At 34.7% G+C, this 20,887-nt stretch carries 28 protein-coding genes; 26 read left to right on the top strand and 2 right to left on the bottom strand.

Annotation, left to right across the window (positions count from 1 at the left end):
• The first annotated feature begins 1 nt into the window (after position 1).
• The 6 genes from MHH42_RS19115 to MHH42_RS19090 all read left to right on the top strand — a co-directional run bounded on the left by MHH42_RS19115 (position 2) and on the right by MHH42_RS19090 (position 2,289).
• On the top strand, positions 2-190 hold the full coding sequence (locus MHH42_RS19115; protein WP_340893889.1) for a hypothetical protein: 189 nt from the start codon (positions 2-4) through the stop codon (positions 188-190).
• Positions 165-527 carry a cell division protein SepF gene (locus MHH42_RS19110; protein WP_340893888.1) on the top strand — a complete coding sequence of 121 codons (363 nt, stop codon included), beginning with the start codon at positions 165-167 and terminating at the stop codon, positions 525-527. The genes MHH42_RS19115 and MHH42_RS19110 overlap by 26 nt, the downstream gene beginning before the upstream one ends.
• A gap of 72 nt (positions 528-599) precedes the next feature.
• A complete protein-coding gene (locus tag MHH42_RS19105; RefSeq protein ID WP_000512858.1) occupies positions 600-791 on the top strand; it encodes a DUF3954 domain-containing protein in 192 nt (63 codons plus the stop codon).
• A 249-nt stretch (positions 792-1,040) separates the two neighbouring features.
• Positions 1,041-1,409: a spore protein H gene (locus MHH42_RS19100; protein WP_340893885.1), complete on the top strand. Its 369-nt coding sequence runs from the start codon at positions 1,041-1,043 to the stop codon at positions 1,407-1,409.
• A gap of 19 nt (positions 1,410-1,428) precedes the next feature.
• Positions 1,429-1,812, top strand: coding sequence for a hypothetical protein (locus tag MHH42_RS19095; RefSeq protein ID WP_098647898.1), 384 nt, complete (start codon positions 1,429-1,431; stop codon positions 1,810-1,812).
• Positions 1,813-1,986: 174 nt separating this feature from the next.
• Positions 1,987-2,289, top strand: a complete 303-nt coding sequence (locus MHH42_RS19090) for a hypothetical protein (RefSeq protein ID WP_098180201.1) — start codon at positions 1,987-1,989, stop codon at positions 2,287-2,289.
• A gap of 1,466 nt (positions 2,290-3,755) precedes the next feature.
• Here the strand turns inward: MHH42_RS19090 and MHH42_RS19085 are convergent.
• On the bottom strand, positions 3,756-3,971 hold the full coding sequence (locus MHH42_RS19085) for a spore germination protein (protein WP_098180082.1): 216 nt from the start codon (positions 3,969-3,971) through the stop codon (positions 3,756-3,758).
• Positions 3,972-4,215: 244 nt separating this feature from the next.
• On the opposite strand from MHH42_RS19085, the gene MHH42_RS19080 reads away from it, so the two are divergent.
• The 4 genes from MHH42_RS19080 (at position 4,216) to MHH42_RS19065 (ending at position 6,493) form a co-directional block, all read left to right on the top strand.
• A complete protein-coding gene (locus MHH42_RS19080) occupies positions 4,216-4,386 on the top strand; it encodes a hypothetical protein (RefSeq protein ID WP_098180083.1) in 171 nt (56 codons plus the stop codon).
• Between the two features lie 27 nt (positions 4,387-4,413).
• Positions 4,414-4,896 carry an ArpU family phage packaging/lysis transcriptional regulator gene (locus MHH42_RS19075; RefSeq protein WP_098210417.1) on the top strand — a complete coding sequence of 161 codons (483 nt, stop codon included), beginning with the start codon at positions 4,414-4,416 and terminating at the stop codon, positions 4,894-4,896.
• Positions 4,896-5,438 (top strand): site-specific integrase, encoded by a 543-nt coding sequence (locus MHH42_RS19070; protein ID WP_340893876.1) that lies wholly within the window; start codon positions 4,896-4,898, stop codon positions 5,436-5,438. The genes MHH42_RS19075 and MHH42_RS19070 overlap by 1 nt, the downstream gene beginning before the upstream one ends.
• 206 nt (positions 5,439-5,644) lie before the next feature.
• Positions 5,645-6,493 (top strand): DUF2935 domain-containing protein, encoded by an 849-nt coding sequence (locus MHH42_RS19065; RefSeq protein ID WP_340893874.1) that lies wholly within the window; start codon positions 5,645-5,647, stop codon positions 6,491-6,493.
• 524 nt (positions 6,494-7,017) lie between these two features.
• Here the strand turns inward: MHH42_RS19065 and MHH42_RS19060 are convergent.
• Positions 7,018-7,347, bottom strand: a complete 330-nt coding sequence (locus tag MHH42_RS19060) for a WGxxGxxG family protein (protein ID WP_336992900.1) — start codon at positions 7,345-7,347, stop codon at positions 7,018-7,020.
• Positions 7,348-7,693: 346 nt separating this feature from the next.
• Here MHH42_RS19060 and MHH42_RS19055 point away from each other — a divergent pair, with 346 nt between their 5' ends.
• The 16 genes from MHH42_RS19055 (at position 7,694) to MHH42_RS18980 (ending at position 20,873) form a co-directional block, all read left to right on the top strand.
• A complete protein-coding gene (locus MHH42_RS19055) occupies positions 7,694-8,209 on the top strand; it encodes a DUF3231 family protein (RefSeq protein ID WP_000512143.1) in 516 nt (171 codons plus the stop codon).
• A 563-nt stretch (positions 8,210-8,772) separates the two neighbouring features.
• Positions 8,773-8,946: a hypothetical protein gene (locus MHH42_RS19050; protein ID WP_340893870.1), complete on the top strand. Its 174-nt coding sequence runs from the start codon at positions 8,773-8,775 to the stop codon at positions 8,944-8,946.
• Between the two features lie 57 nt (positions 8,947-9,003).
• Entirely contained in the window at positions 9,004-9,267 is a 264-nt protein-coding gene (locus tag MHH42_RS19045) for a hydrolase (RefSeq protein ID WP_097855439.1), read from the top strand.
• A complete protein-coding gene (locus MHH42_RS19040) occupies positions 9,254-9,589 on the top strand; it encodes an HNH endonuclease (protein ID WP_340893867.1) in 336 nt (111 codons plus the stop codon). Before MHH42_RS19045 ends, MHH42_RS19040 begins: the two co-directional genes overlap by 14 nt.
• 123 nt (positions 9,590-9,712) lie before the next feature.
• Positions 9,713-10,024 (top strand): P27 family phage terminase small subunit, encoded by a 312-nt coding sequence (locus MHH42_RS19035; protein WP_099003545.1) that lies wholly within the window; start codon positions 9,713-9,715, stop codon positions 10,022-10,024.
• On the top strand, positions 10,021-11,688 hold the full coding sequence (locus MHH42_RS19030; RefSeq protein WP_340893863.1) for a terminase TerL endonuclease subunit: 1,668 nt from the start codon (positions 10,021-10,023) through the stop codon (positions 11,686-11,688). Before MHH42_RS19035 ends, MHH42_RS19030 begins: the two co-directional genes overlap by 4 nt.
• Before the next feature lie 8 nt (positions 11,689-11,696).
• Entirely contained in the window at positions 11,697-12,842 is a 1,146-nt protein-coding gene (locus MHH42_RS19025; RefSeq protein ID WP_340893861.1) for a phage portal protein, read from the top strand.
• On the top strand, positions 12,842-13,585 hold the full coding sequence (locus MHH42_RS19020) for a head maturation protease, ClpP-related (protein WP_340893857.1): 744 nt from the start codon (positions 12,842-12,844) through the stop codon (positions 13,583-13,585). Before MHH42_RS19025 ends, MHH42_RS19020 begins: the two co-directional genes overlap by 1 nt.
• 3 nt (positions 13,586-13,588) lie before the next feature.
• Complete coding sequence (locus MHH42_RS19015; RefSeq protein ID WP_340893856.1) at positions 13,589-14,743, top strand: phage major capsid protein; 1,155 nt, start codon at positions 13,589-13,591, stop codon at positions 14,741-14,743.
• 5 nt (positions 14,744-14,748) lie between these two features.
• Positions 14,749-15,042, top strand: a complete 294-nt coding sequence (locus MHH42_RS19010) for a hypothetical protein (protein WP_327944141.1) — start codon at positions 14,749-14,751, stop codon at positions 15,040-15,042.
• Between the two features lies 1 nt (position 15,043).
• Positions 15,044-15,394, top strand: a complete 351-nt coding sequence (locus MHH42_RS19005) for a phage head closure protein (protein ID WP_340893853.1) — start codon at positions 15,044-15,046, stop codon at positions 15,392-15,394.
• Between the two features lies 1 nt (position 15,395).
• Positions 15,396-15,740, top strand: coding sequence for an HK97 gp10 family phage protein (locus MHH42_RS19000; protein WP_340893851.1), 345 nt, complete (start codon positions 15,396-15,398; stop codon positions 15,738-15,740).
• Positions 15,737-16,066 (top strand): hypothetical protein, encoded by a 330-nt coding sequence (locus tag MHH42_RS18995; RefSeq protein ID WP_340893850.1) that lies wholly within the window; start codon positions 15,737-15,739, stop codon positions 16,064-16,066. The genes MHH42_RS19000 and MHH42_RS18995 overlap by 4 nt, the downstream gene beginning before the upstream one ends.
• Complete coding sequence (locus MHH42_RS18990; protein ID WP_098100431.1) at positions 16,067-16,654, top strand: major tail protein; 588 nt, start codon at positions 16,067-16,069, stop codon at positions 16,652-16,654.
• A 4-nt stretch (positions 16,655-16,658) separates the two neighbouring features.
• Complete coding sequence (locus MHH42_RS18985) at positions 16,659-17,021, top strand: hypothetical protein (RefSeq protein ID WP_000415915.1); 363 nt, start codon at positions 16,659-16,661, stop codon at positions 17,019-17,021.
• A gap of 231 nt (positions 17,022-17,252) precedes the next feature.
• Positions 17,253-20,873: a DUF2207 domain-containing protein gene (locus MHH42_RS18980; protein WP_340893841.1), complete on the top strand. Its 3,621-nt coding sequence runs from the start codon at positions 17,253-17,255 to the stop codon at positions 20,871-20,873.
• Positions 20,874-20,887: the final 14 nt, after the last annotated feature.

Genomic DNA, 20,887 nt, shown 5'->3' with positions numbered 1-20,887 from the left:
CATGTTGTTACGTCAGGAAGTAGAACGTAGAAGACTAATAATCATTCGTAAATTATTGCGATTAGGGTTAGCTGAAATTAACGGACAAACATTAGATAAGCTAACGTTAACGCAGCTTGAGGGAATCTTAATAGCAAGCTTGCAGGTATTGGAGGGGAAAAACAATGCCAAAGCAATTAACAATTTTTGATGTGGAGCCAGTTGTATCTTTTGATTCTAAGAAAGCTCATATTCACCGTTTGAATTCAAAATTACGGTATGCAGATGTGGTTGTGCAAATACCACGTCAAGCCAAGGCGATTGATGAATTAAAACCAACGACAGCGCCTGATGAGCGTTATGAGTTGTTTGAGGATTATACAATAGGGATTTGGCGTTATAAGCGAGTAGAGGATAAACAATTTGTATGGGAAGAGGCAGAAAAAATGTGTAAGCAAGCAAGGGATGAAAAAAAGCCGATTCCAATACGGCTCCATTTGTCACTTGAACAACCATTTGTTCCAGAAAATGTTGTGCGATATTTATAGACAAATAAAAAAAGCTGAGATCACTCTCAACTTACTTCGACAAAGTAATTATAACATATGGGAGTGAACTTGGTGGGAATTAGAAAAGAAAATCTTGTAGAAATGACAGCTGAAATAGATTTGAAAACAAACGGAATATATGTTGTTAAAAATGGTCAAGTTCAACTAATAGAACCACCTCAAGGTGGATTTGGTGAACAATCATTTGTATATCAAAGTGGAAAAGTAATTCGTATGGAAGAACGAAAAACACAGTTATTATAATCAAATTTGAATTTTGTAAAAATATACAAAGAGTATCAAAGATAAGTTTATAAATAAAAGCTCTACCCTCAAAGAGAGTAGAGCTTGTGGATATCACTGCTGAGTTCTTGGGATGGTGAACATCAGCAACTAGATAATAACATGAGTATTCAGAAAAAACATTGAATAAATATTTCCGATTTTTCAAATAATAGTAAATTATTTTGAAGCGAACAAAAGCGTTATTTTAATCGAAAAGGGGAATGAGAAATGGCTAGAAGACAAGCTAATAAAATAGTACGAGTGCAGTTTTCAGAGGATCGTGTAATGATGTTCGGTAATTCATATAAACCTTGGGAAATGCAGTTTGAAGAATATTTATGGTTACTAAAACAGGAAAGGAAACTTACTGATGTTGAGCAAGTAACAGTTTCTGATAATGAATGGGTATCATGGGGCGGATTGAAATGGTGCCCAGAAGCAAGGTTCCAACATCAGTTAAATCGTGAAGGGTGTCAGGATTCGGAACCAGATAATCCAAACCCAAGGCAATACAAAGATATGAACTTCTATGAAGATATTACTATTACAAGAAAAGTAAATAAAGCAGTATCTAACTATAAAAAGGGGATTTATTAATCGGAAAGGGGAACTGGAAATGGACAAGCAAAAACGGATTGAAACTGTAAATAAACTTATCAATTACTTAGCGGATTATGAGAAAGATTTCTTTCGAACTGAAAATAAAATAGGTCATTTTCATCATGATGGTAGAAATCTATGGTTCGTTGATGGATTTACAAATGTTGAGATGCGTATGACACGGAATTCATATAAGAATAAAAAGCAATGTCAGTACTTCTCGAGAGGTGGGACAATGTGGGGATTAGTTAGAGATTTCACGGATTTTATATTTGGTAATGATAATTCGAATGGCATAAATGGTTATGACGGATTGTACTGTACACATTGGGGATGGCCAGAGGAAGAATTGAAAAAGATGCGTGATTATGCAAGGGAAATCGGATACCTAAAATCTTAACAAAATAGTTATTTGAATGGAAAATAATAAAGCCCTAGCAAGGGGAGCTAGGGCAGGGGATAGGGTATCAAGAATTTTCGGGCCAATAACGAATGACTTCTTCGAATGAGCTTAGTTTAACACACAAATTCTTGTACAGGTGTTACAAAAATATGAACAAAGGGGGAATGAAGAATGAAAATACCAACAATTGTATTTAAAGCTAAAAATAAAGAAAACCGTTACTTATGTAATGGCCCGGATTGCGGTGACTGGAGCGATGAGTTTTTAGACACACAAGAAATCACTGATGCTCTTCACATCATAAAAACAGATTCTAAAAAGCCAACTGAAGAGGATGTACAAAACTTTTATAAGTTCATGGAAAGCCTTCCATTTAATAATGATGTGGAATTTATTAAGAAACACTATGATCCGGTTGATATGGAAATAACGCAGGAACAACTAGAAATTATTCGTATGCATGATGAGTGGTAATTACTACAAAATCCTTATTTAGCAACAAATAAAGAGCACCATAAAAGGTGCTCAACGACTAATTCTGAGCGGATTATGATTATTCTATGTACGTTTCTAATATATGTGCAGTTTTGTATAAAATAGTTATTTTATCTTAAATAAAAAAGAGCACACATATAAGTGTGCTCTCAAATAAGAAAGGTAGAATGCTATGAATGGAAAGCTTCCATACAATAACATATGCTTGTCCGATTTAAATGTGAGAAGTTTTTAAGGGAATTTTGATTTGAATAAAAGAAACCCCGTTTGTCTGCGGGGTTTCTAAGGGGAATTGTCAAGTAATGACGTACTCGACTAAATAACCATATCATGAATTTTTTGGTAAAAATACTGGTAAATGTGTCCAAATGGGTAAGGCCATTATTTTGAACAAAAACGCTATTTTGTACTTAGTAAATGGTGATGTTTATTTAAATGATAAAGCAGCTAGCTCAATGAACTAACTGCTTTATCGTCCAAGAAGAACAATACCACAATACATTGTAACTAAAGGTTACAACTATAGTATGAGCAGAATCTAAAATGTTATACAAAAAAGTTAAATAAAAACTTTATTAAGCGCAACAAAGCAGCTAGTTAATAAAACTAACTGCTCGTTGTACAAAAGAAACGCTACGCTTACAGAAATAGTTCGTAACTAAGAGTTACAAAAATAGTATGAACAGGGTTGGAGATATTATTCGGAAATGAAAGAAAACTAAACAAAAACCTCATTTTATGCAATAAAACAGCTAGCGTGATTAGCTAGCTGTCCTGGTAAGAAAAGAAAACGGTGCTTATTAAATATTGCTTTTGTAATTACGAGTTACAACTATAGTATGAACAGAGTTGAAAATGTTATGCAAGAACGTTAAGTAAAAACTTTATTAAGTACAACAAAGCAGTCAGCTTGATTAGCTAACTGCTAGTTGTACAAAAGAAATTAGGCCCTACAAGCTCGGATATGTAACTTTAAGTTACAGTAATAGTATGTACAGAACTTGAAATGCTATGTGGGAACAACTTATAAAAACTTCATTTTGTAGAAATAAGGAAACTAAAAAAGAGCACCATGCATCAGTGCTCTTTAAAATAGGAGGTAACTCTCTGAAAGGAACGGCTAGATTAGAAATATATGAGGTGAAAAAGAAATAAGAACAAAATTTTATTATAGATTTAATACAAAAGAGCAGCTAGCAAAAGCTAACTGCTCGGCTCTCGACCAAGAAAGCTAGAGTGGGAAAAACCGGCTTTTTAAAGCCTTATTTATAGTGTTAGATAATTTTTAGAATTTTATTCGCTTAAAAACATAAAAAGAGCAGCCAGCAAAAGCTAACTGCTCAGTCTTAAAGAAGGTCTAAATGGTTACAGCACATTAAAGATGGGTTATCTATAGTATGGACGGAATATTGAGTTTTATTCAGAAGGAGAGAAAGTGAATAAATTTATGCTGTTCCAACTTGGTCTTGATCCGCAACATCAGAATCAAATGTGTTTGTTGCGCTAACACCGCTAAAGGTATTGACAACAAAACCAACATTTGACGCCCCTGAACCATTATAAGATTTTGTATTCTCTTTTGGAGAAACATTATAAAAATCGCCTAAATTGAAAGAACCAGCACTATTTTGTACGACAAGGTTTGCTACAACTGAGGGCATAGTACTCACCTGCTTTCCTAGAAAGTATTTAAATTAGCATATGGTGTATTCGGCTAGAGGTTCATTTGGATCTGAGAATTAGAAGTTATGGTTTATTAAGATTTTAATAAAATAATCCTTTTAAAGTGAAAGCAAACTGAATATAGTCCGGCTAGAAAACTAGAGGACACCAATTCATTAAGGCAGCCATTAAAGCTGTTTTAGGAATAGGTGTCCTTTTTATTTTGAAAAGGGAGATGGGGAAATGAAGGTGTTAAGAGATCAATTACGTGAATGGAAAAAGCAATCAAAACAAGCTAAGAAGAAAAATAAGAAAAAACGAAAAGAGAAATTAAGCACTCGTGAAATTGAGGATTTAATGGGGATGCATAGACCTTGTTATGAGCGTAGACGTGGAGCTATAAGACAAAAGTAATTTAAAAATAAAAAGGAGTGGTCTTACATGACTATACAATTATCTTTCTTACCAAAAATCGATAGAGTAGCAACGCAGAAAAAATTAGAAGGTGTTCTCGAAAATGTACGTTTATATAGACAGTTTGGAATGATGCGTGAAGAAATGAAAGTCACTCCTTCTTATGAAATTAGATATCACGGACCTACAAATGATGTAGGAAAGCCATTAGAAGATGTAGCGATGGCTAATATACAACAAAGTAAACGAGAAGAGTGGATTAAGAAAACGTCATTTCGTATCGATCAATTCCTAAATCGTTTGGGTAATGGGCGTGCAGGAGAAGATCAAAGGAATATTATCATTAAGCGTTATTTAGAGGATGAAGATGTATGTGATTATATGGTTTATAACGAAATTGGTATGAGTGAGCGTACGTATCGACGTGTTAAAGCTAGAGTGTTTTATAAACTTGCTTTTGCTCTTAGATTAGAAGTTTACGAGACAGAAGAAACTGGAGGGATTGAATAATGAATTTTGTTCAGCCAATACGTGATCCAGAGCAAATACAACAAATTAAAGAGTATTTAAAAGAAAAGAGTGAGCGTAATTATATCTTGTTTGTAATGGGGATTAATACAGGTCTACGAATTAGTGATATTTTAAAACTGAAGGTTGGAGATTTAAAGGGAAGCCATATCTCAATGCGCGAAATGAAGACAGGTAAGCAGAAACGAATTCAGATTACTGCAGCATTAAGAAGAGAATTGAAATGGTACATTGAAGAGATGGAAGATCATGAATATCTAATCAAGAGCAGACAAGGAAAGAATAGGCCGATAGGAAGAAGTATGGCTTATAAAATACTTAGTACCACAGCAGCTGAGTTTGGCTTAGACGAGATTGGAACGCATACACTACGTAAGACATTCGGATATCATATGTACATGCAGACAAAGAATATAGCATTGCTAATGGAGATATTCAATCATTCAAGCGAACGGGTAACATTAAGATATATAGGAGTAAACCAAGATGCAATGGATAAAGCAATGACTAGGTTTAAAATCTAATCATTGCTTTTTTCTTTTTAATTTTTGTTCCATATATAAATAGATAAGGAATGAGCTTTTTTGGGCTATCAATAATGATAGATTAGGTTAATTTTACACGTATACGAAATTTATCATTATTAACCATGAACTTTTATTTATGGTATTTTTATATGTATTTACTCATAAGAATGAAACTAGCTTAGTATTTACTGGGGGGATTAAGAATGCATAGGGATGAAACCTCATTACATCCTGATACTGGTGTTACATCTGTAATGTTTGTTGAACGCTCATTAAATGAGATTCGTTTTTGGTCTCGAATTATGAAGGAGCATTCTTTTTTTCTTCGATTAGGGTTTAGATGTGAGGATACTCAACTAATCGAAGAGGCCAATCAATTTTACCGATTGTTTGAACATATCGAACAAATAGCGTATTCCTATACAAATGAAACGGATCCTGGGCAAATAAAAAGATTTAATTCAGAAGTACAACAAGCAGCAACTAATATTTGGGGATTTAAACGAAAAATTCTAGGATTAATTCTCACATGTAAATTGCCAGGACAAAATAATTTTCCACTGTTAGTTGACCATACAAGTAGGGAAGCTAATTATTTTAGAAACCGTTTAATCCAATTGAATGAAGGTAAATTAGATGCCCTTCCAGATGCTATTATTAAAGAAAATGTTTTCTTTTTAAGGATTATGGCAGACCATGCTAAATTTATTGGTCATCTTCTTGATCCATCGGAAAGAAAGCTTGTAGATACAGCCCGGAATTTTAGCAATGATTTTGATGAATTAATGTATCAAGCAGTTGACTTAGAATCTATGAAACCACAATCTCAAACAGTTCCTCTTTTAGATCAATTTTTAGATCAAAATCGTGTGTCAGTCACATCTCTTCGGGATTTTAAGAAAACGGCACGTGATTTAATTGAGCAATGTAAAATAAAGAGTATCATACATCCATTATTAGCAGACCATGTCTTCCGTGAGGCTGATAGGTTTCTTGAAATAATTGATATGTTTGATGCTCATCTTACGAATATTAAATCACAATCTAAATAGTCTACTTAATTTCAAATAAGAATAAACTCCGTTATTTCATATATAACTAGGTTAAATTTCAATATAAATTTTCAAAAATACCAATACGTAAAGGCTGCCACATATTAGTAATGGATAATATGTGGCAGCCTTTATTTTTTTGTATTGTATTTAAAAAAATGAAGGGTTTTGGCTCAATATACGTTTTAATTGTATACAGTTCCTCATTTTTATTGTGTTGTGTAACTCAAAAGAGTAGGTATTATGAAGCTATGAATAGCAATGGATTCAGCGACAGGGGCAGTTACACAAAATATAAGATATGGGTAAGTGAAGAAAAGGCATAAAAAAGGAGCGTAGTTCGTCAAATAGATGTAATGCTCTATTACTATTAAATTAAGAAATTCATTGTTTCCGATTAATAGCATCTGTTTATTGTGATTCTTATTGATTTTAAAAAATAAAAAATCGCCTTATTAAAGGCGATTCATTTTGTATTCTTTTGATAAATAAATATCTTTTAAAATTAAATACGATGTTCTACATTAACGTGTTTCTGGATCTTTGTCTTTTTTTCTAAGACCAAATAATCCTAGTAGTCCCAACAAACCAAGCCAAGTCCAATTATTATTTTTATCACGATTATCATTTAAATCATTTGTCGTATTTACATTTCGAGTTCTCACATCATTATTAACTCTATTCATGTTATAGTCATTCACTCTATTCGTGTTATAGTCATTCACTCGAGTTGTAGTATTATTATTGTTAACTCTATTCGTATTATATCCATCGTATTCAGCATGGATGCTTGTACCAAAAAACGTAATAGTTAGTAATAGGGCACCTAAAATAGATGTAAGTTTTTTCTTCATGGTTTTCCCTCCTTTCGTATTTAGTAATGTCTCCAGTTCCTTTAGACAATATTCGGTTGAAAATATATAAAACCATTTGAATTCAAATTATGATAAATATCTTTAATTTTTATTATTAAAAGTAATTAATAATAATGGATTAAGTTAATTGAAATGTATTTATTCTTTATAAGCATAAATTTTTGGTAACGGTACATTCTATGAGAGGTAATTACTATATTTGGGTAAGGTGTTCCTTATGAGTTATAAGAACTTATTTTCTTTAATCAAGAACATGATTGGGAAAATTTTTTCTATAGTAAGTATTGTTGCTAAAAGTCTAATTTCTTTAAGGAGGAATATTTTTATGGGTATTTTAAGTGGAAATCCACAAAATGAACCAATGCACTACGGAGAAGTCTTTGGGATTTGGAGTTATCTTGCAGCGGCACAAGGCGCGATTGCTGGATATCAAGTTCTTATTAACCATACAGGAGACGAGGATTTAAAGAAATTTTTAGAGAATCTTGTAGAGAATGATATTCAATCAGAAGTTGAAGAATTAAAAAATATCTTGAAATTGAATGGTGTTGCATTACCACCAGCACCTCCAGAAAGACCAGTTGCATCTATTGAAACGATTCCTCCTGGTGCTCGTATTAATGATGCAGAAATTGCAGCTAAAGTTTCTATGGATCTTGCTGCTGGGTTAGTAGCATGTAGTCAAGCTATGGGACAATCTCTTCGAGAAGATGTTGGAATGATGTTTGGTCAATTTCATATGAAAAAAGCACAAGCTGGAGCTATATTACTTCGTCTGAATAAGAAAAAAGGTTGGATTATTCCACCTCCATTACATGTTCTACAATCAGATCAAGCATAATAACTAAATGAAAATTCAATCTATTCTTTATGGCTGTTCAGTGAGGTAGTCTAGGAAAATAAATGTTATTAGTGAATTAAAATAAGTGGCAGAGTTATGACCGCTTTTTGGCAGTAAATGTGCCGGTTGTTTTGGATTTAGCATGTTATAGTTGTATTGTGAGTAGTGGCGGAAAACATTGCTCACAAAATTCCAGATAACTGAAAATGGATCGTCATGACCGGTGACGATGGTTGCAGATTGGATGACCAGTTGTTTCTTGATTCCACATGCAATTGCAATTTACGTTGTGTAAACGGAGAAGGGCTTTTGCTCTTCTTCCAGTTACTTAATATTGTGGGAAAGAATGAATGTAACGGTATTAAGTGATTGGAACAAGAATAAATACCGTATTTAAATAGTAATAACAAAAGATTTTGACGAAAGGGCAACTGGTGCACGGTTGCTCTTTCATTATGCAAAAATTGCATGAGTAGTGTCAGGATTGAAAGAATAGTATATTATCCTTCTCAATGTACATATTAAGTAAAGTATTTAATATCATACATAAAAGGCGGGGTAATATGAGTGAAAATAAGAAAAATGAAGAATTGAATAAGGTGAAGAAGTATTATTTTAATGAGGATAATCAGCCAGTAGCTGGCATAGAGTTAACTTTGCCGCCTGATATAGGAAGCATGTTAGACCCGAAATCAGATGATGATGATGATGAAAGTAGAGAAAGTAATAATGAATAAGTTAAATCTAAGCATCCATTCGGGTGCTTTTTATTTTGGTTAAGGAGTGAGGGGTAATTGGATAGCGTTTTAAACGATAGGATTGCTGCACTTGGTCTTATACCCATTGATAAGAAAGCATACATCAAATACCTTAAGCCTGATGAGAAGGCGTACAAGAAGGTTGGGATTGATGTTAATCGATTTAATTATTATAAGCTGTATGAACAGAAGCCAATGTTTTACTCTGTAGAATATCTCACGCAAACACCAATAAAAGATTTATTGGAAAGAGATAGAGAGAATCAAACACGCTGGGTAAAGACAGATGAAAGAATATAAAACCAAACAACAGAAGCGTAAGTTCTATGACAGTAGTGATTGGAAGAATACACGTGAACAAGTAAAGAAGCGTGACAACTATGAATGCCAGGAATGCAAGCGCAACGGCCGTGTTCAAACAGATATCAATGAGTACAGTGAGAGTGCAAAGCGTAAGAAGATACAGTTAGTTGTCCATCATATAAAAGAACTAGAATATTATCCAGAGCTTGCATTAGACATAGATAATCTCGAAACAGTCTGTGTGAATTGTCATAACAAAGAACATGGAAGAGTGTATGAAAAGAAACAAAATAAATGGGAACATGATGAGAAATGGTGAAAATAAAACAAAAATAACACCCCCCCTTAAAATATTTCAACAAAAATTCGTCTTAGGGGCACCGGAGGAGGGGGTTAACTGTCAGGTTTTTTTCGATTTTACGCACGTAAGGGGGGTGGGTAGATGGCTGTTAGTATCGTAAAGTTAAAAGAACAGCTTATGAATAGTATTGATATTGCGGATTTAGTTGAAGTTGAAAAGGTAGAAAGATACATTGATCTTGTAAAAGCATTTAGAAAAATAAATAAAACTATTAACAAAGAAGGCGAGTCCGTAACGATAAAAAACGGTTCCCAGGTTTTTGTTAAAGCCCACCCTCTTATAAGTGAGAGGAATAAAATTAACAGTTCTTTAATTGCGTTAGGAAGAGATATAAAGTTTATTGTTAAGACTGATGTGCCTAGTGGTGGCTATCGTAAAAGTGATCTAACATGATTAAACAGAAGTATGTGGATGGATATATTGAGCTTTATCGGAGTGGGAAAGTAAAGTTCAACAAAGAAAGAGAACTGTTAATTGATTATCTAGAAAAATATGTTTTAAACAGAGACGATTTGTATTTTGATGATGAAATGATCCAGGATTGTATCAACTTCGGTGAGAAGTGGTATTTTCCTTTGCAGCCATTTCAAAAATTTTTAATAGCATTCGTTTTTTTACTTTATAAGAAAAATGGTCGTGTATTTTATCGCAAGTTCCTGTGGATGTTAGGACGCGGTGGCGGTAAAAACGGTTTAATATCGGTTATTGCTCATTTTTTAATTAGTGAATTACATGGAATACCTGAATATAACATTTCCGTTGTTGCAAATAGTGAAGAACAAGCGAAAACAAGTCCTGATGAAGTAAAGAAAACTGTTCGCAGACATGAAACTTTAAGAAAGGCTTTTAAAGCAACCGAAACACAAACTACTTCAAGAGCTACTGCAAGTGTATTGAAGTTTAGAACATCAAACGGAGATACCAAAGATGGTTTACGAGATGGTGCGGTTGTTTTCGATGAAATACATCGATATGAAAGCAATAAAGATGTTCGCGTCCACATCAGCGGCTTGGGAAAAAGAAAGAATCCGCGTGAGTTTTATATTGGTACAGATGGATATGTACGTGATGGTTTCTTAGATAAATTAAAAGAAAAAGCAATGAAAGTTTTAAGAGGTGAAGCACGTCCAAACGCTGTTTTCCCCTTTATTTGTAAGCTTAATGATGAAAGAGAAGTTGATGATTTAGATAAATGGGAACTTGCGAATCCTATGTTGTCGAAGCCGTTAAGCGAATATGCTGAAGGCTTATTTGAAACTATGAAGGAAGAATATGAAGATTTAGAAGACGATCCAGACAACCGAATTGAATTCATGACAAAAAGAATGAATTTACCCGTTTCGGATTTAGAGCGTTCGGTTGCAAAGTGGGAAGAAATTGTTGCTACAAATCGTCCATTCCCTGATTTATATAGCCGCGAATGTATTGGAGCTTTAGATTTTGCAAGTATTAGAGATTTCGCTGCTTGTGGTCTTTTATTTAGGGTAGATGGTGAATATATTTTCAAAACTCATTCGTTTGTCCGAAAAGAGTTTGTCGATATTTACTATGGCTACTCTAAAAAAGCAAAGGAATTTAAAAAAGAGAAATATGCACCAATTAGAGAATGGGAAGAACAAGGTTTATTAACTGTTGTGGATGAACCAACGATTAATCCTCAACATATTGTCGATTGGTTTGTTGAAATGCGTGACTCTTACGGATTGAAAAAAATTATTGCCGATAATTTCCGTATGGAAGCAATAAGACCGTTATTAGAAGCGGAAGGATTTGAAATAGAAGTTATAAGAAATCCTAGAGCAATTCATAGTTTATTAGCTCCACGTATTGAAATGGCATTTGCAAATAAACAAATTGTTTTTGAGGATAATCCACTAATGCGTTGGTATACGCAAAATGTGTTGGTTGTCATCAAAGCTGATGGAAATAAAATATACGAAAAGAAAGAGCCTGTTCGTCGAAAAACAGATGGGTTTCAGTGTTTTGTTCATGCTCTTTATCGGGCGGATGAGATACAAGAAGCTACTGATTTTGTTATAGGCAATATTAAATTCTAATAAAGGGGGTGATAACCATTGGATGGTTAGGTTCAGTATTTAAAAGAAATAAAGAACTAGAATTCATGTTGGATCTGGACATAATAACTGATACAGCAAACAGGCTTCATATGAAACGATTGGCAATTGATACATGCGTTTCATTTTTAGGAAGGACGATTAGTCAATCTGAATTTAGAATAAGAAATGGTAAAGCATTTAAGAAGGATGAGCTTTATTATCGATTAAACGTAAGACCAAACAAGAATATGACCGCAAGTACCTTTTGGGAACGGTTTGTTCGAAAACTTATTTATGATAATGAGTGTTTAGTTATACAAGCAGATGATGGTGATTTACTTATTGCAGATGGATTTCAACATAATGAATACGCTGTGTTTGAAGATACTTTTACGGATGTAAGGGTAAAAGATTATACGTTTAAGAGAAGTTTTAAACAAAGCGAAGTTATTCATTTGAAGTATCGGAATGATAAATTAACCCCACTTATTGATGGGTTATTTGCAGATTATGGGGATTTGTTCGGCAGAATATTAAACTCTCAAAAACGTAAAAATCAAGTTCGCGGAACAGTTAATATGGATATGATTGGTGCTAAAACTGAGGAACAAATAGCAAAGTTACAAGAGTTTATAGATAACATGTATAAGTCAATTGGTTCGAAAGATATAGCTATTGTTCCACAGCAAAAAGGTATTAATTATAACGAGATATACAATGGTGTTGCAAATGGCCCAAGTGTGGAAGAAATCAATAAAGTAACAAATGGTTTCTTAAATCAAGTAGCTATGGCGATCGGTATTCCTATAGCTTTGATATATGGAGAAATGGCTGATGTAGAAAAGCAAACGAAAAATTATATGCTTTTCACAGTACGACCATTATTAAAAAAACTATCTGACGAAGCGAATGTTAAATTCTTCGAAATGAGTGAATATCTTTTGGGACAAAAAATTGAGGTTAAGGCTGTTTCCTATCAAAGTATATTCGATCTTGCCACAAGTATTGATAAACTCATTTCTTCAAGTGCATTTACAGGGAATGAAATTCGTTCAGAAGTAGATTATGAAGAGTCGGATGATCCAAACCTAAATATCCATCATATTACGAAGAACTATACAAAATTAAATGAATCTGAAGGGGGTGAAAAATAATGGATCATGTGAATATGAATAAGCTTTTGAATTTAAAACGAGATATTCGTTTTGAAGCTAAAGGTGAAAATGAATACAAATTAACTGTTTATGGGTCAATTGGTGGATGGTTTAGTGAAAATAATGCTGAAGCAGTAAGAAGAAAAATTCAAGATGTTAAAGCAGAAAAAATTCACGTTCATATTAATTCGGGTGGAGGTTCCGCGTTCGATGGTGTAGCAATTTGTAATCAGCTAAAGCAGCATAGTGCAGAAATTATAGTTCATATTGATGGTTGGGCAGCTAGTGCCGCATCTGTAATTGCAATGGCAGGAGACAGAATTATTATGCCTAGTAATACTATGATGATGATTCACCAAGCAAGTACCTTTGAATATGGGAATGCAGATCTTTTTGAAAAAACAGCACGAGATTTACGAAAGATTGATTCAGCTTTAGCAGGATCTTATAAGAAACGTTTTGTTGGAACAGATGAAGAATTAAAACAACTTTTAAAAGATGAAACTTGGCTAACAGCAGAGGAAGCGGTTGCTCTTGGTTTAGCTGATGAAATTGTGGATGAAATTGAAATTGATGATACGCAAGAAGATGAAGAAGTAGAAGTAGTAGAAAATTTCAAAGAGGATTTAGTAGCAAAGTACACGAAACAACCAAATAATCAAAATCCAAAAGAGCCTATTCAAAAGCCTGTTAATACAAAACAGAATTTGAGTACGCTCTTTTTAAATTTAGGGGGAAAATAGAATATGGTTATTAAGTTTAATAATTTTGAAGAGAAAAAACTAGCTTTTGCAAAAGCGACACAGGAAGGGACTCCAGAAGAACAAACAGCAGCATTAAATTCTATGATTGGAGCACTTGCCACAGATGTACGAGCAGATATATTAAATCAAGTGAGTGAATCAATGGTAGATCGTTCTATTATGCAATCTCGCGGTGCTAATGTACTAACAAGTGAAGAAATGAAGTTCTTTAATGCCGTTGTTGAAGAGGGTGGCTTTAAATCTACTGAAACTTTACCTAAAACGACTCAAGAACGTATTTTTGACGACTTAGTTCAAGGTCATCCGTTGCTAGAGCATATCGGTTTAGAGAACTTAGGAGCTGTGACGGAATTTATTTACGGAGATCCAGAGGGTGCAGCTGTATGGGGACCATTATTTGGTGATATTAAAGGGCAATTAAATGCTACATTCCGAAAAGAATCAATCACTCAACTGAAATTAACAGCATTTATTCCATTAGCAAATGATATGTTGAAGCTTGGTCCAGTATGGGTGGAACGATATGTTCGTACTATGATTACAGAAGCGATGTCAGTAGGTTTAGAACGTGGTTTTGTAGTAGGGACAGGTAAAGAAGAGCCTATTGGCTTATTAAAAGATCCTAGCGGAAGTGTAGTGAATGGAGTATATCCAGATAAAAAACCAGCAGGAACTTTAACGTTTGAACCAGGTCGTAAAACAATTAATGAATTAAAAGGCGTAGTTAAATTATTGGCTAAAAAATTAAATCCTGATGGTAAAACAGATGCAGATAGACCTAAAAATATTGCTGGGAAAGTAGTTATGGTAACAAATCCATTCGATACTTTTGACATTCAAGCAAATGCTACAATTCAAAATGCGGCAGGTGTATATGTAACGAGCTTACCTTTTAATCCAATCCCAACAGAATCTGTATTTGTACCTCAAGGACAAGTGGTGTTCTTTGTTAAAGGGGAGTACATTGCAGCAATGGGTGGAACAGAGCCAATCAAGAAGTATGAAGAAACATTAGCTTTAGAAGATGCAACACTTTATATTGCTAAACAACATGCTACAGGTAAACCAAAGGATAAATATACTTCACAAGTTTATACATTGAAACTTGGAGAAGTAACACCACCGACACAAGGATGATGTGAATGGATACAGTAATTTCAAATGAAATATTACAGCAATTCAAAGATAGGATGCACTTAGGTGACGATGAAGACGATAACTTAAAGCGCATTCTATCAACGTCTAATAAAGCATTATTAAGAGTTTGTGGTGATTATGATATTGACAATGACGAGGAGTTCAAAGAATTAGTCTTTGAACGTTCTCGTTATGTTTATAATGATGCCCTAGAGTATTTTGATAAGAATTTTTTAAGTCAGATTAATAGTTTAGGCATTGATAAAGCGTTAGAAGAAATCAAATTGGACGGTGATTAATATGCGTCCCTTTCAGTACAAAAAGCCACTGAATACAGGTGATTGTAGGAATCGAATTATTATTGAGCAATCTGTAGAAATAAAGGATGAATTAAATCAGCCAATCGCAACGGATTGGCAAGAAGTTAAAAAAGCATGGGCGATGATAAAAACGGTAAAAGGTTCGGAGTATATTGAAGCTTCAGCTTCACAGTCTACACGAATTTACCGGTTTGTAATTCCTTATACAGCAGGCGTTACAGAATTAATGCGAATCAATATGAAAGGTCGTATCTTTGACATTATCGAACCGCCAATGAATGATGATGAAATGCATCAAACATTAACTATTATCGCAAAGGAGCATACTTGATATGAATGATTTTGCGAGCGATCTTGCTAGAGAATTACAAAGATATGCGAATGTTGTGGAAGAAGAATTGTTAACCGCGCAAGAAGAAGTAGCCGATCTTGCTGTAAGTAAATTAAGACAAAGTGGTCCTAAAAAAACAGGTGCTTATCGCAAAGGATGGCGTAAGAAAAAAGAAGGTAATAGCGTTGTCGTCCACAATTCAAAAGGGCAATTAACACATCTTTTAGAAAAAGGACATGCAAAAGCTGGTGGCGGACGTGTTCCAGCTAAAGTGCATATTCGACCAGTGGAAGAGTATGTAATTGACGAATTGCCAAGACGTATCGAAAGGGCGGTTCAACAATGATATTAGGAGAATTAACAAAAATCCTTGAAGCTACAGGTTATCCTGTGGCTTATTCGCATTTCACAGCAACGCCAACTAATCCAGTTCCAGCGCCACCTTATATTTGCTTTCTTGTGGATGGATCAGCAAATTTAATGGCTGATAACAAAGTCTATCACAAGATAAATGATTTAAATATAGAGCTTTATACAACTAAAAAAGACTTAGTTGCAGAAGCCAAACTTGAACAAGTCCTAGACAATCATGAAATTCCTTATGACTCGTATGGGACTTTTATTGAATCTGAAAATATGTATCAAAAATTATATGAAACGAGGTTGATATAAATGAATGAAAACAAAGTAGCTTTTGGTTTAAAAAATGTCCATTATGCACTTTTCGATATTAAAGATGGTGTAGTTACATTTAGCGCACCGATTCCATTACCAGGTGCAGTTGAATTAACATTTGATCCACGAGGGGATCTAATTGAATTCTACGCGGATGACATGCTTTACTATGCAGCAAGTAATAACCAAGGTTACGATGGAACGCTATCTATTGCGACTATTCCAGAGCAATTTGCTGTTGATGCATTAGGAGAGGAATTAGACGAAGAAGACGGTGTGTTAAACGAATTAGCTGATGCAAAAGGGAAACCATTTGCATTATTATTTGAATTTGATGGTGATGTACGAGCAACACGCCACGTTATGTTTAACTGTTCAGCAAGTCGTCCGACACTTGCATCTAAAACGAAAACAAATTCAGCAGAGCCTAACACAAATGAACTTAAATTTGTATCAAGTCCTATTGATATTAACGGAAAACGTATGGTTAAAACGAAAACTACAACTAAATCAAAACAAGCCATTTATGATAATTGGTACAAAAAAGTATATACAAAAGTACCTGCATTACCAAAAGGAGCGTAAGTAGATGGAAAAGACGATTACAATAGACGGAAAACAAGTCAAGTTAAAAAGTACAGCGGCAACGGTTAAACGATATAAAGCACAATTCAGACGTAATTTATTTGCAGATATGATGGGGTTAGGAGCAATTAGTACTTTAACTTCACCAAATGGATCAGAACAACCAATCGATACATCTAATCTTGATTTAAGTAAAGTGGATTTTGAGCTTGTTTATGATTTGACCTGGTTATTTGCTAAAACGGCGGATTCAAATATTCCTGATCCTATGACGTGGCTGGATGGGTTTGAAGAATTCCCAATTGAAGAAATCATGCCAGACATAATGGAACTAGTTCAAGTTACTATGGGAGCAAAAAAAAAATAAAAGAAAACAATGGAGAGCAAGGGACATTCAGTGATGAAGAATTAACCACTGATTTGTTCCTTGCTCTTTGTTATAAAGCAAAATTAACGCATTGGGATTTAGAAACCATGACAATCGGTGATTGTTTTGATTACATTGCTGAGTTTGCTGAAATGGAGAATCCAGACAAAGAAAAAATTCGAAAAGCGAGTCAAAAAGACTTTGATTCATTCTAAGAAATGAGGTGAGAAAATGGCAGGAAGAATTAAAGGGATTACGATAGAAATCGGCGGGAATACTCAACCGTTACAAAATGCTTTAAAAGATGTAAATAAACAAAGTGATGCTTTGGCTAAAGAATTAAAAGATGTTGAGCGCTTATTAAAGTTTGATCCTGGTAATGTGGAAGCATTAGCGCAAAAACAAAAATTACTTACACAACAAATTGAAAATACAACACAGAAGTTAGATAAATTAAAAGCAGCAGAACAACAAGTACAAGCTCAATTCCAAAACGGAAAAATTTCCGAAGAACAATATCGTGCATTTAGGCGTGAAATTGAATTTACACAAGGTTCACTTGATGGTCTGAAAAATAAACTTGGAAATATGAAAGCTGAACAAGAAAATGTAGCGAGTTCAACAAGACAATTAGAAACGTTGTTTAGTGCTACAGGTAAAAGCGTTGATGATTTTGCAAGTGCATTAGGTAATCGTCTTGTAAATGCAATTAAAAGCGGAACAGCTACAAGTCGCCAATTAGAACAAGCAATTGGGATTATTGGTCGTGAAGCATTAGGAACTGAAGCGGATATTGAAAAATTACAAAGAGCGTTACGATCTGTGGATGCTGGCAATTCAATACAACAAGTTCGAAATGAATTAAGAGATTTACAGCAAGAAGCCCAAAGGACGGAAAGAGAATTCCAAGAATTAGATATTGGCTTAGAAAACGTTCTTGGTGCAATGGTAGCTGGTGGCGGAATTGCCGGGACAATCGAAAAAGCACTTGATATGTCTAAACTGAAAACAAAAATTGATATAAGTTTTGAAGTGCCTGACTCCTCGAAAAAATCGGTGGAAGAAGCTATTAGGAGTGTCACTACTTATGGAGTTGATGCTGAAGCATCTTTGGAGGGTGTGCGTAGGCAATGGGTCTTAAATAAGAATGTAAGTGATGAAGCGAATGCATCCATCGTAAAAGGTGCAGCAACAATTGCGCAATCCTATTCAGGATTAGATTTTACTGAATTAATTCAAGAGGTTAATGAAATAGGTAATGAATTAGGTATATCACAAGAAGGCGCTCTTGGTATGACAAACGCTTTACTTGGAATAGGCTTTCCACCTGAACAATTAGATATTATCGCTGAATATGGAGGGCAGCTAATACGAGCTGGATACAGTGCTGAAGAAGTCCAAGCAATAATGGAAGCTGGGGTTGAAACAGGAACATGGAATATCGATAATCTTTTAGATGGATTGAAAGAAGGGCGTATTAAAGCGGCTGAATTTGGCCAAGGTGTCGATAAAGCTATGAAAGAAACGTTAGAAGGTACTAATATTTCAGCTGAACAATTGCAAAAATGGGGGCAATCTGTAGCGAATGGTGGTAAAGAAGGCTCAGCCGCTATGTCAGAGATTGCAGCAGCTTTAGCCAATGTAGAAGATAAAACGAAGCGAAACGAGTTAGGTGTCAAACTTTTCGGCACAATGTGGGAAGATCAAGGTGACAACATAACATACGCGATACTTGGAGCCCAAAGTAAAGTAGTTGATTTTGATAAGAACCAGCAGAAATTAAATGAATCTATTAAGAAAATGGATGCTAATCCAGCTGTGAAATTTCAAAAAGCTATGCAAGATTTACAAGTTGCTCTCCAACCATTGCTAGGCGTTGTAGCCGATGTTATTTCTAAATTCGCTGAATGGATTTCTAATAATCCAGAGTTGGCAGCGACATTAGCAGCCGTAGCAACCGCTATTGGTATAATATCGGGTGCAATCATGGCACTTGCACCTATAGTCGTAACCGTAATGAGTTTTTTAGAAGTATCAGCATTGGTAGCAGCTGGGATTGTCGCCATTGTTCCAATTATCATAGCAGCTATTGTTGCTCTTGGTTTTGCTATTTATAAAAACTGGGACGATATCAAAACTTGGACAATAGAAACCTGGAATTCTATTAAAGAATATTTGATAGAACTTTGGGACGGTATCGTTCAATCATCTAGTGAAGCATGGAATTCATTTTTAGAAACAATGCATACATTCTTTGATCCAATAGGTCAATTTTTTAGTGATTTATGGACAGGTATAGGCGAGATATGTAGTACTACCTGGAATTCTATTGTTGAATTCTTTTCTGGAGCTTGGGCTTCATTCAGAGAAATGATGCATAGTTTCTTTGATCCGATAGGTGAATTCTTTAGTAACTTATGGTCCGGAATTGTGGAAACAGCGTCTTCCTGGTGGACTTCTTTAGTTACAACGGCTTCTGAATTGTGGGGAACACTCGTACAAGCTTGGCAAGACACTTGGAATACCATTGTTACCGTTTTAGATCCAATCATTTCATTGATTTCAACAGTTTTAGAAGCTGGGTGGCTACTTATTCAAGCTGGAGTACAAATTGCATGGGCGGCAATAAGTCAGTATATTATTCAACCGATTCAAGAAGCTTACAATTGGGTGAGTACAAAGATAGGTGAATTAGTTACTTGGCTTGGTACACAATGGGAAATTGCAAAAGCTGTGGCGCAAGTAGCATGGGGATTATTTAAACAATATATTATCCAGCCTGTACAGGAAGCTTGGAGCTTAGTGAAAGAGAAATTTAGTGATTTGATTTCTTGGTTAAGTTCACAGTGGGAACTTGCAAAATCATATACTCTTATGGCTTGGAACTTAGTAAAACAATATGTGATTCAACCTGTTCAAGAGTTGTGGAATACAACCAAGCAAAAGCTTTCTGAATTAGCTAATTGGATATTAAGTAATTGGGAAACGATAAAATCTTATACACTTACAGCTTGGAATTTAGTGAAGCAATACGTAATTGATTCGGTAACTGAAACGTATAATCAAGCCAAACAAAAATTTACTGACTTATATAATTCAGCTAAAGAAAAAATTGATTCTGTGAAAAATGCCGCACAAGAAAAATTTGATGCGGCTAAACGTAACATCATTGATCCAATCAAAGAAGCGGTTGGTAAGGTAGAAGAATTTATTGGAAAGATTAAGGGATTCTTTAGTGATTTAAAATTAAAAATCCCTAAACCTGAAATGCCATCAATGCCACACTTTAGCTTAGAAACTAGTACAAAAAATGTTTTAGGTAAAGACATTACTTATCCGTCAGGAATTGGCGTGAAATGGAATGCAAAAGGTGGTATCTTCACTAAACCAACTATCTTTGGAATGAATGGTGGAAACCTACAAGGCGCAGGAGAAGCAGGACGAGAAGCGGTGCTTCCCCTTAATAAGAAAACACTTGGAGATATTGGCGCAGGTATCGTAGCAGCCATGCCACGACAACAATTTGCTATGCCAGGAGAAATAAATCAATTAATGGGTGACATGAGCCGTATGATGGCTAGTTCTGTAAGTCAATTATCAGCCTTAAAGACTGTTATGAGTGGCGTGTATGGGAACATGTCAAATAGCAAACAGGCTATGACAAGTAGTGTATCAAATCAAGTAATTAATAACTCATTTGGATCATCTGGTGGCGGAGCAATTCCGATGCTTGGTGGTGATTTGGTTGTTGAAGTTCCTGTTGTTATAGAGGGGCGAGATGTGGCGCGTGGTACGTATCGATATACAACCGAGTACCAAGAAAGAGAAAAACAAAGAGACTCAGCCTTTTAGGTTTGGGTTTCTTT

It is taken from the genome of Bacillus sp. FSL L8-0099, from assembly GCF_038006385.1.
Classification (GTDB): domain Bacteria; phylum Bacillota; class Bacilli; order Bacillales; family Bacillaceae_G; genus Bacillus_A; species Bacillus_A toyonensis.
The sequence above is the reverse complement of the archived record's forward strand: the minus strand, read 5'-3'. Positions and strand labels throughout refer to the sequence as shown.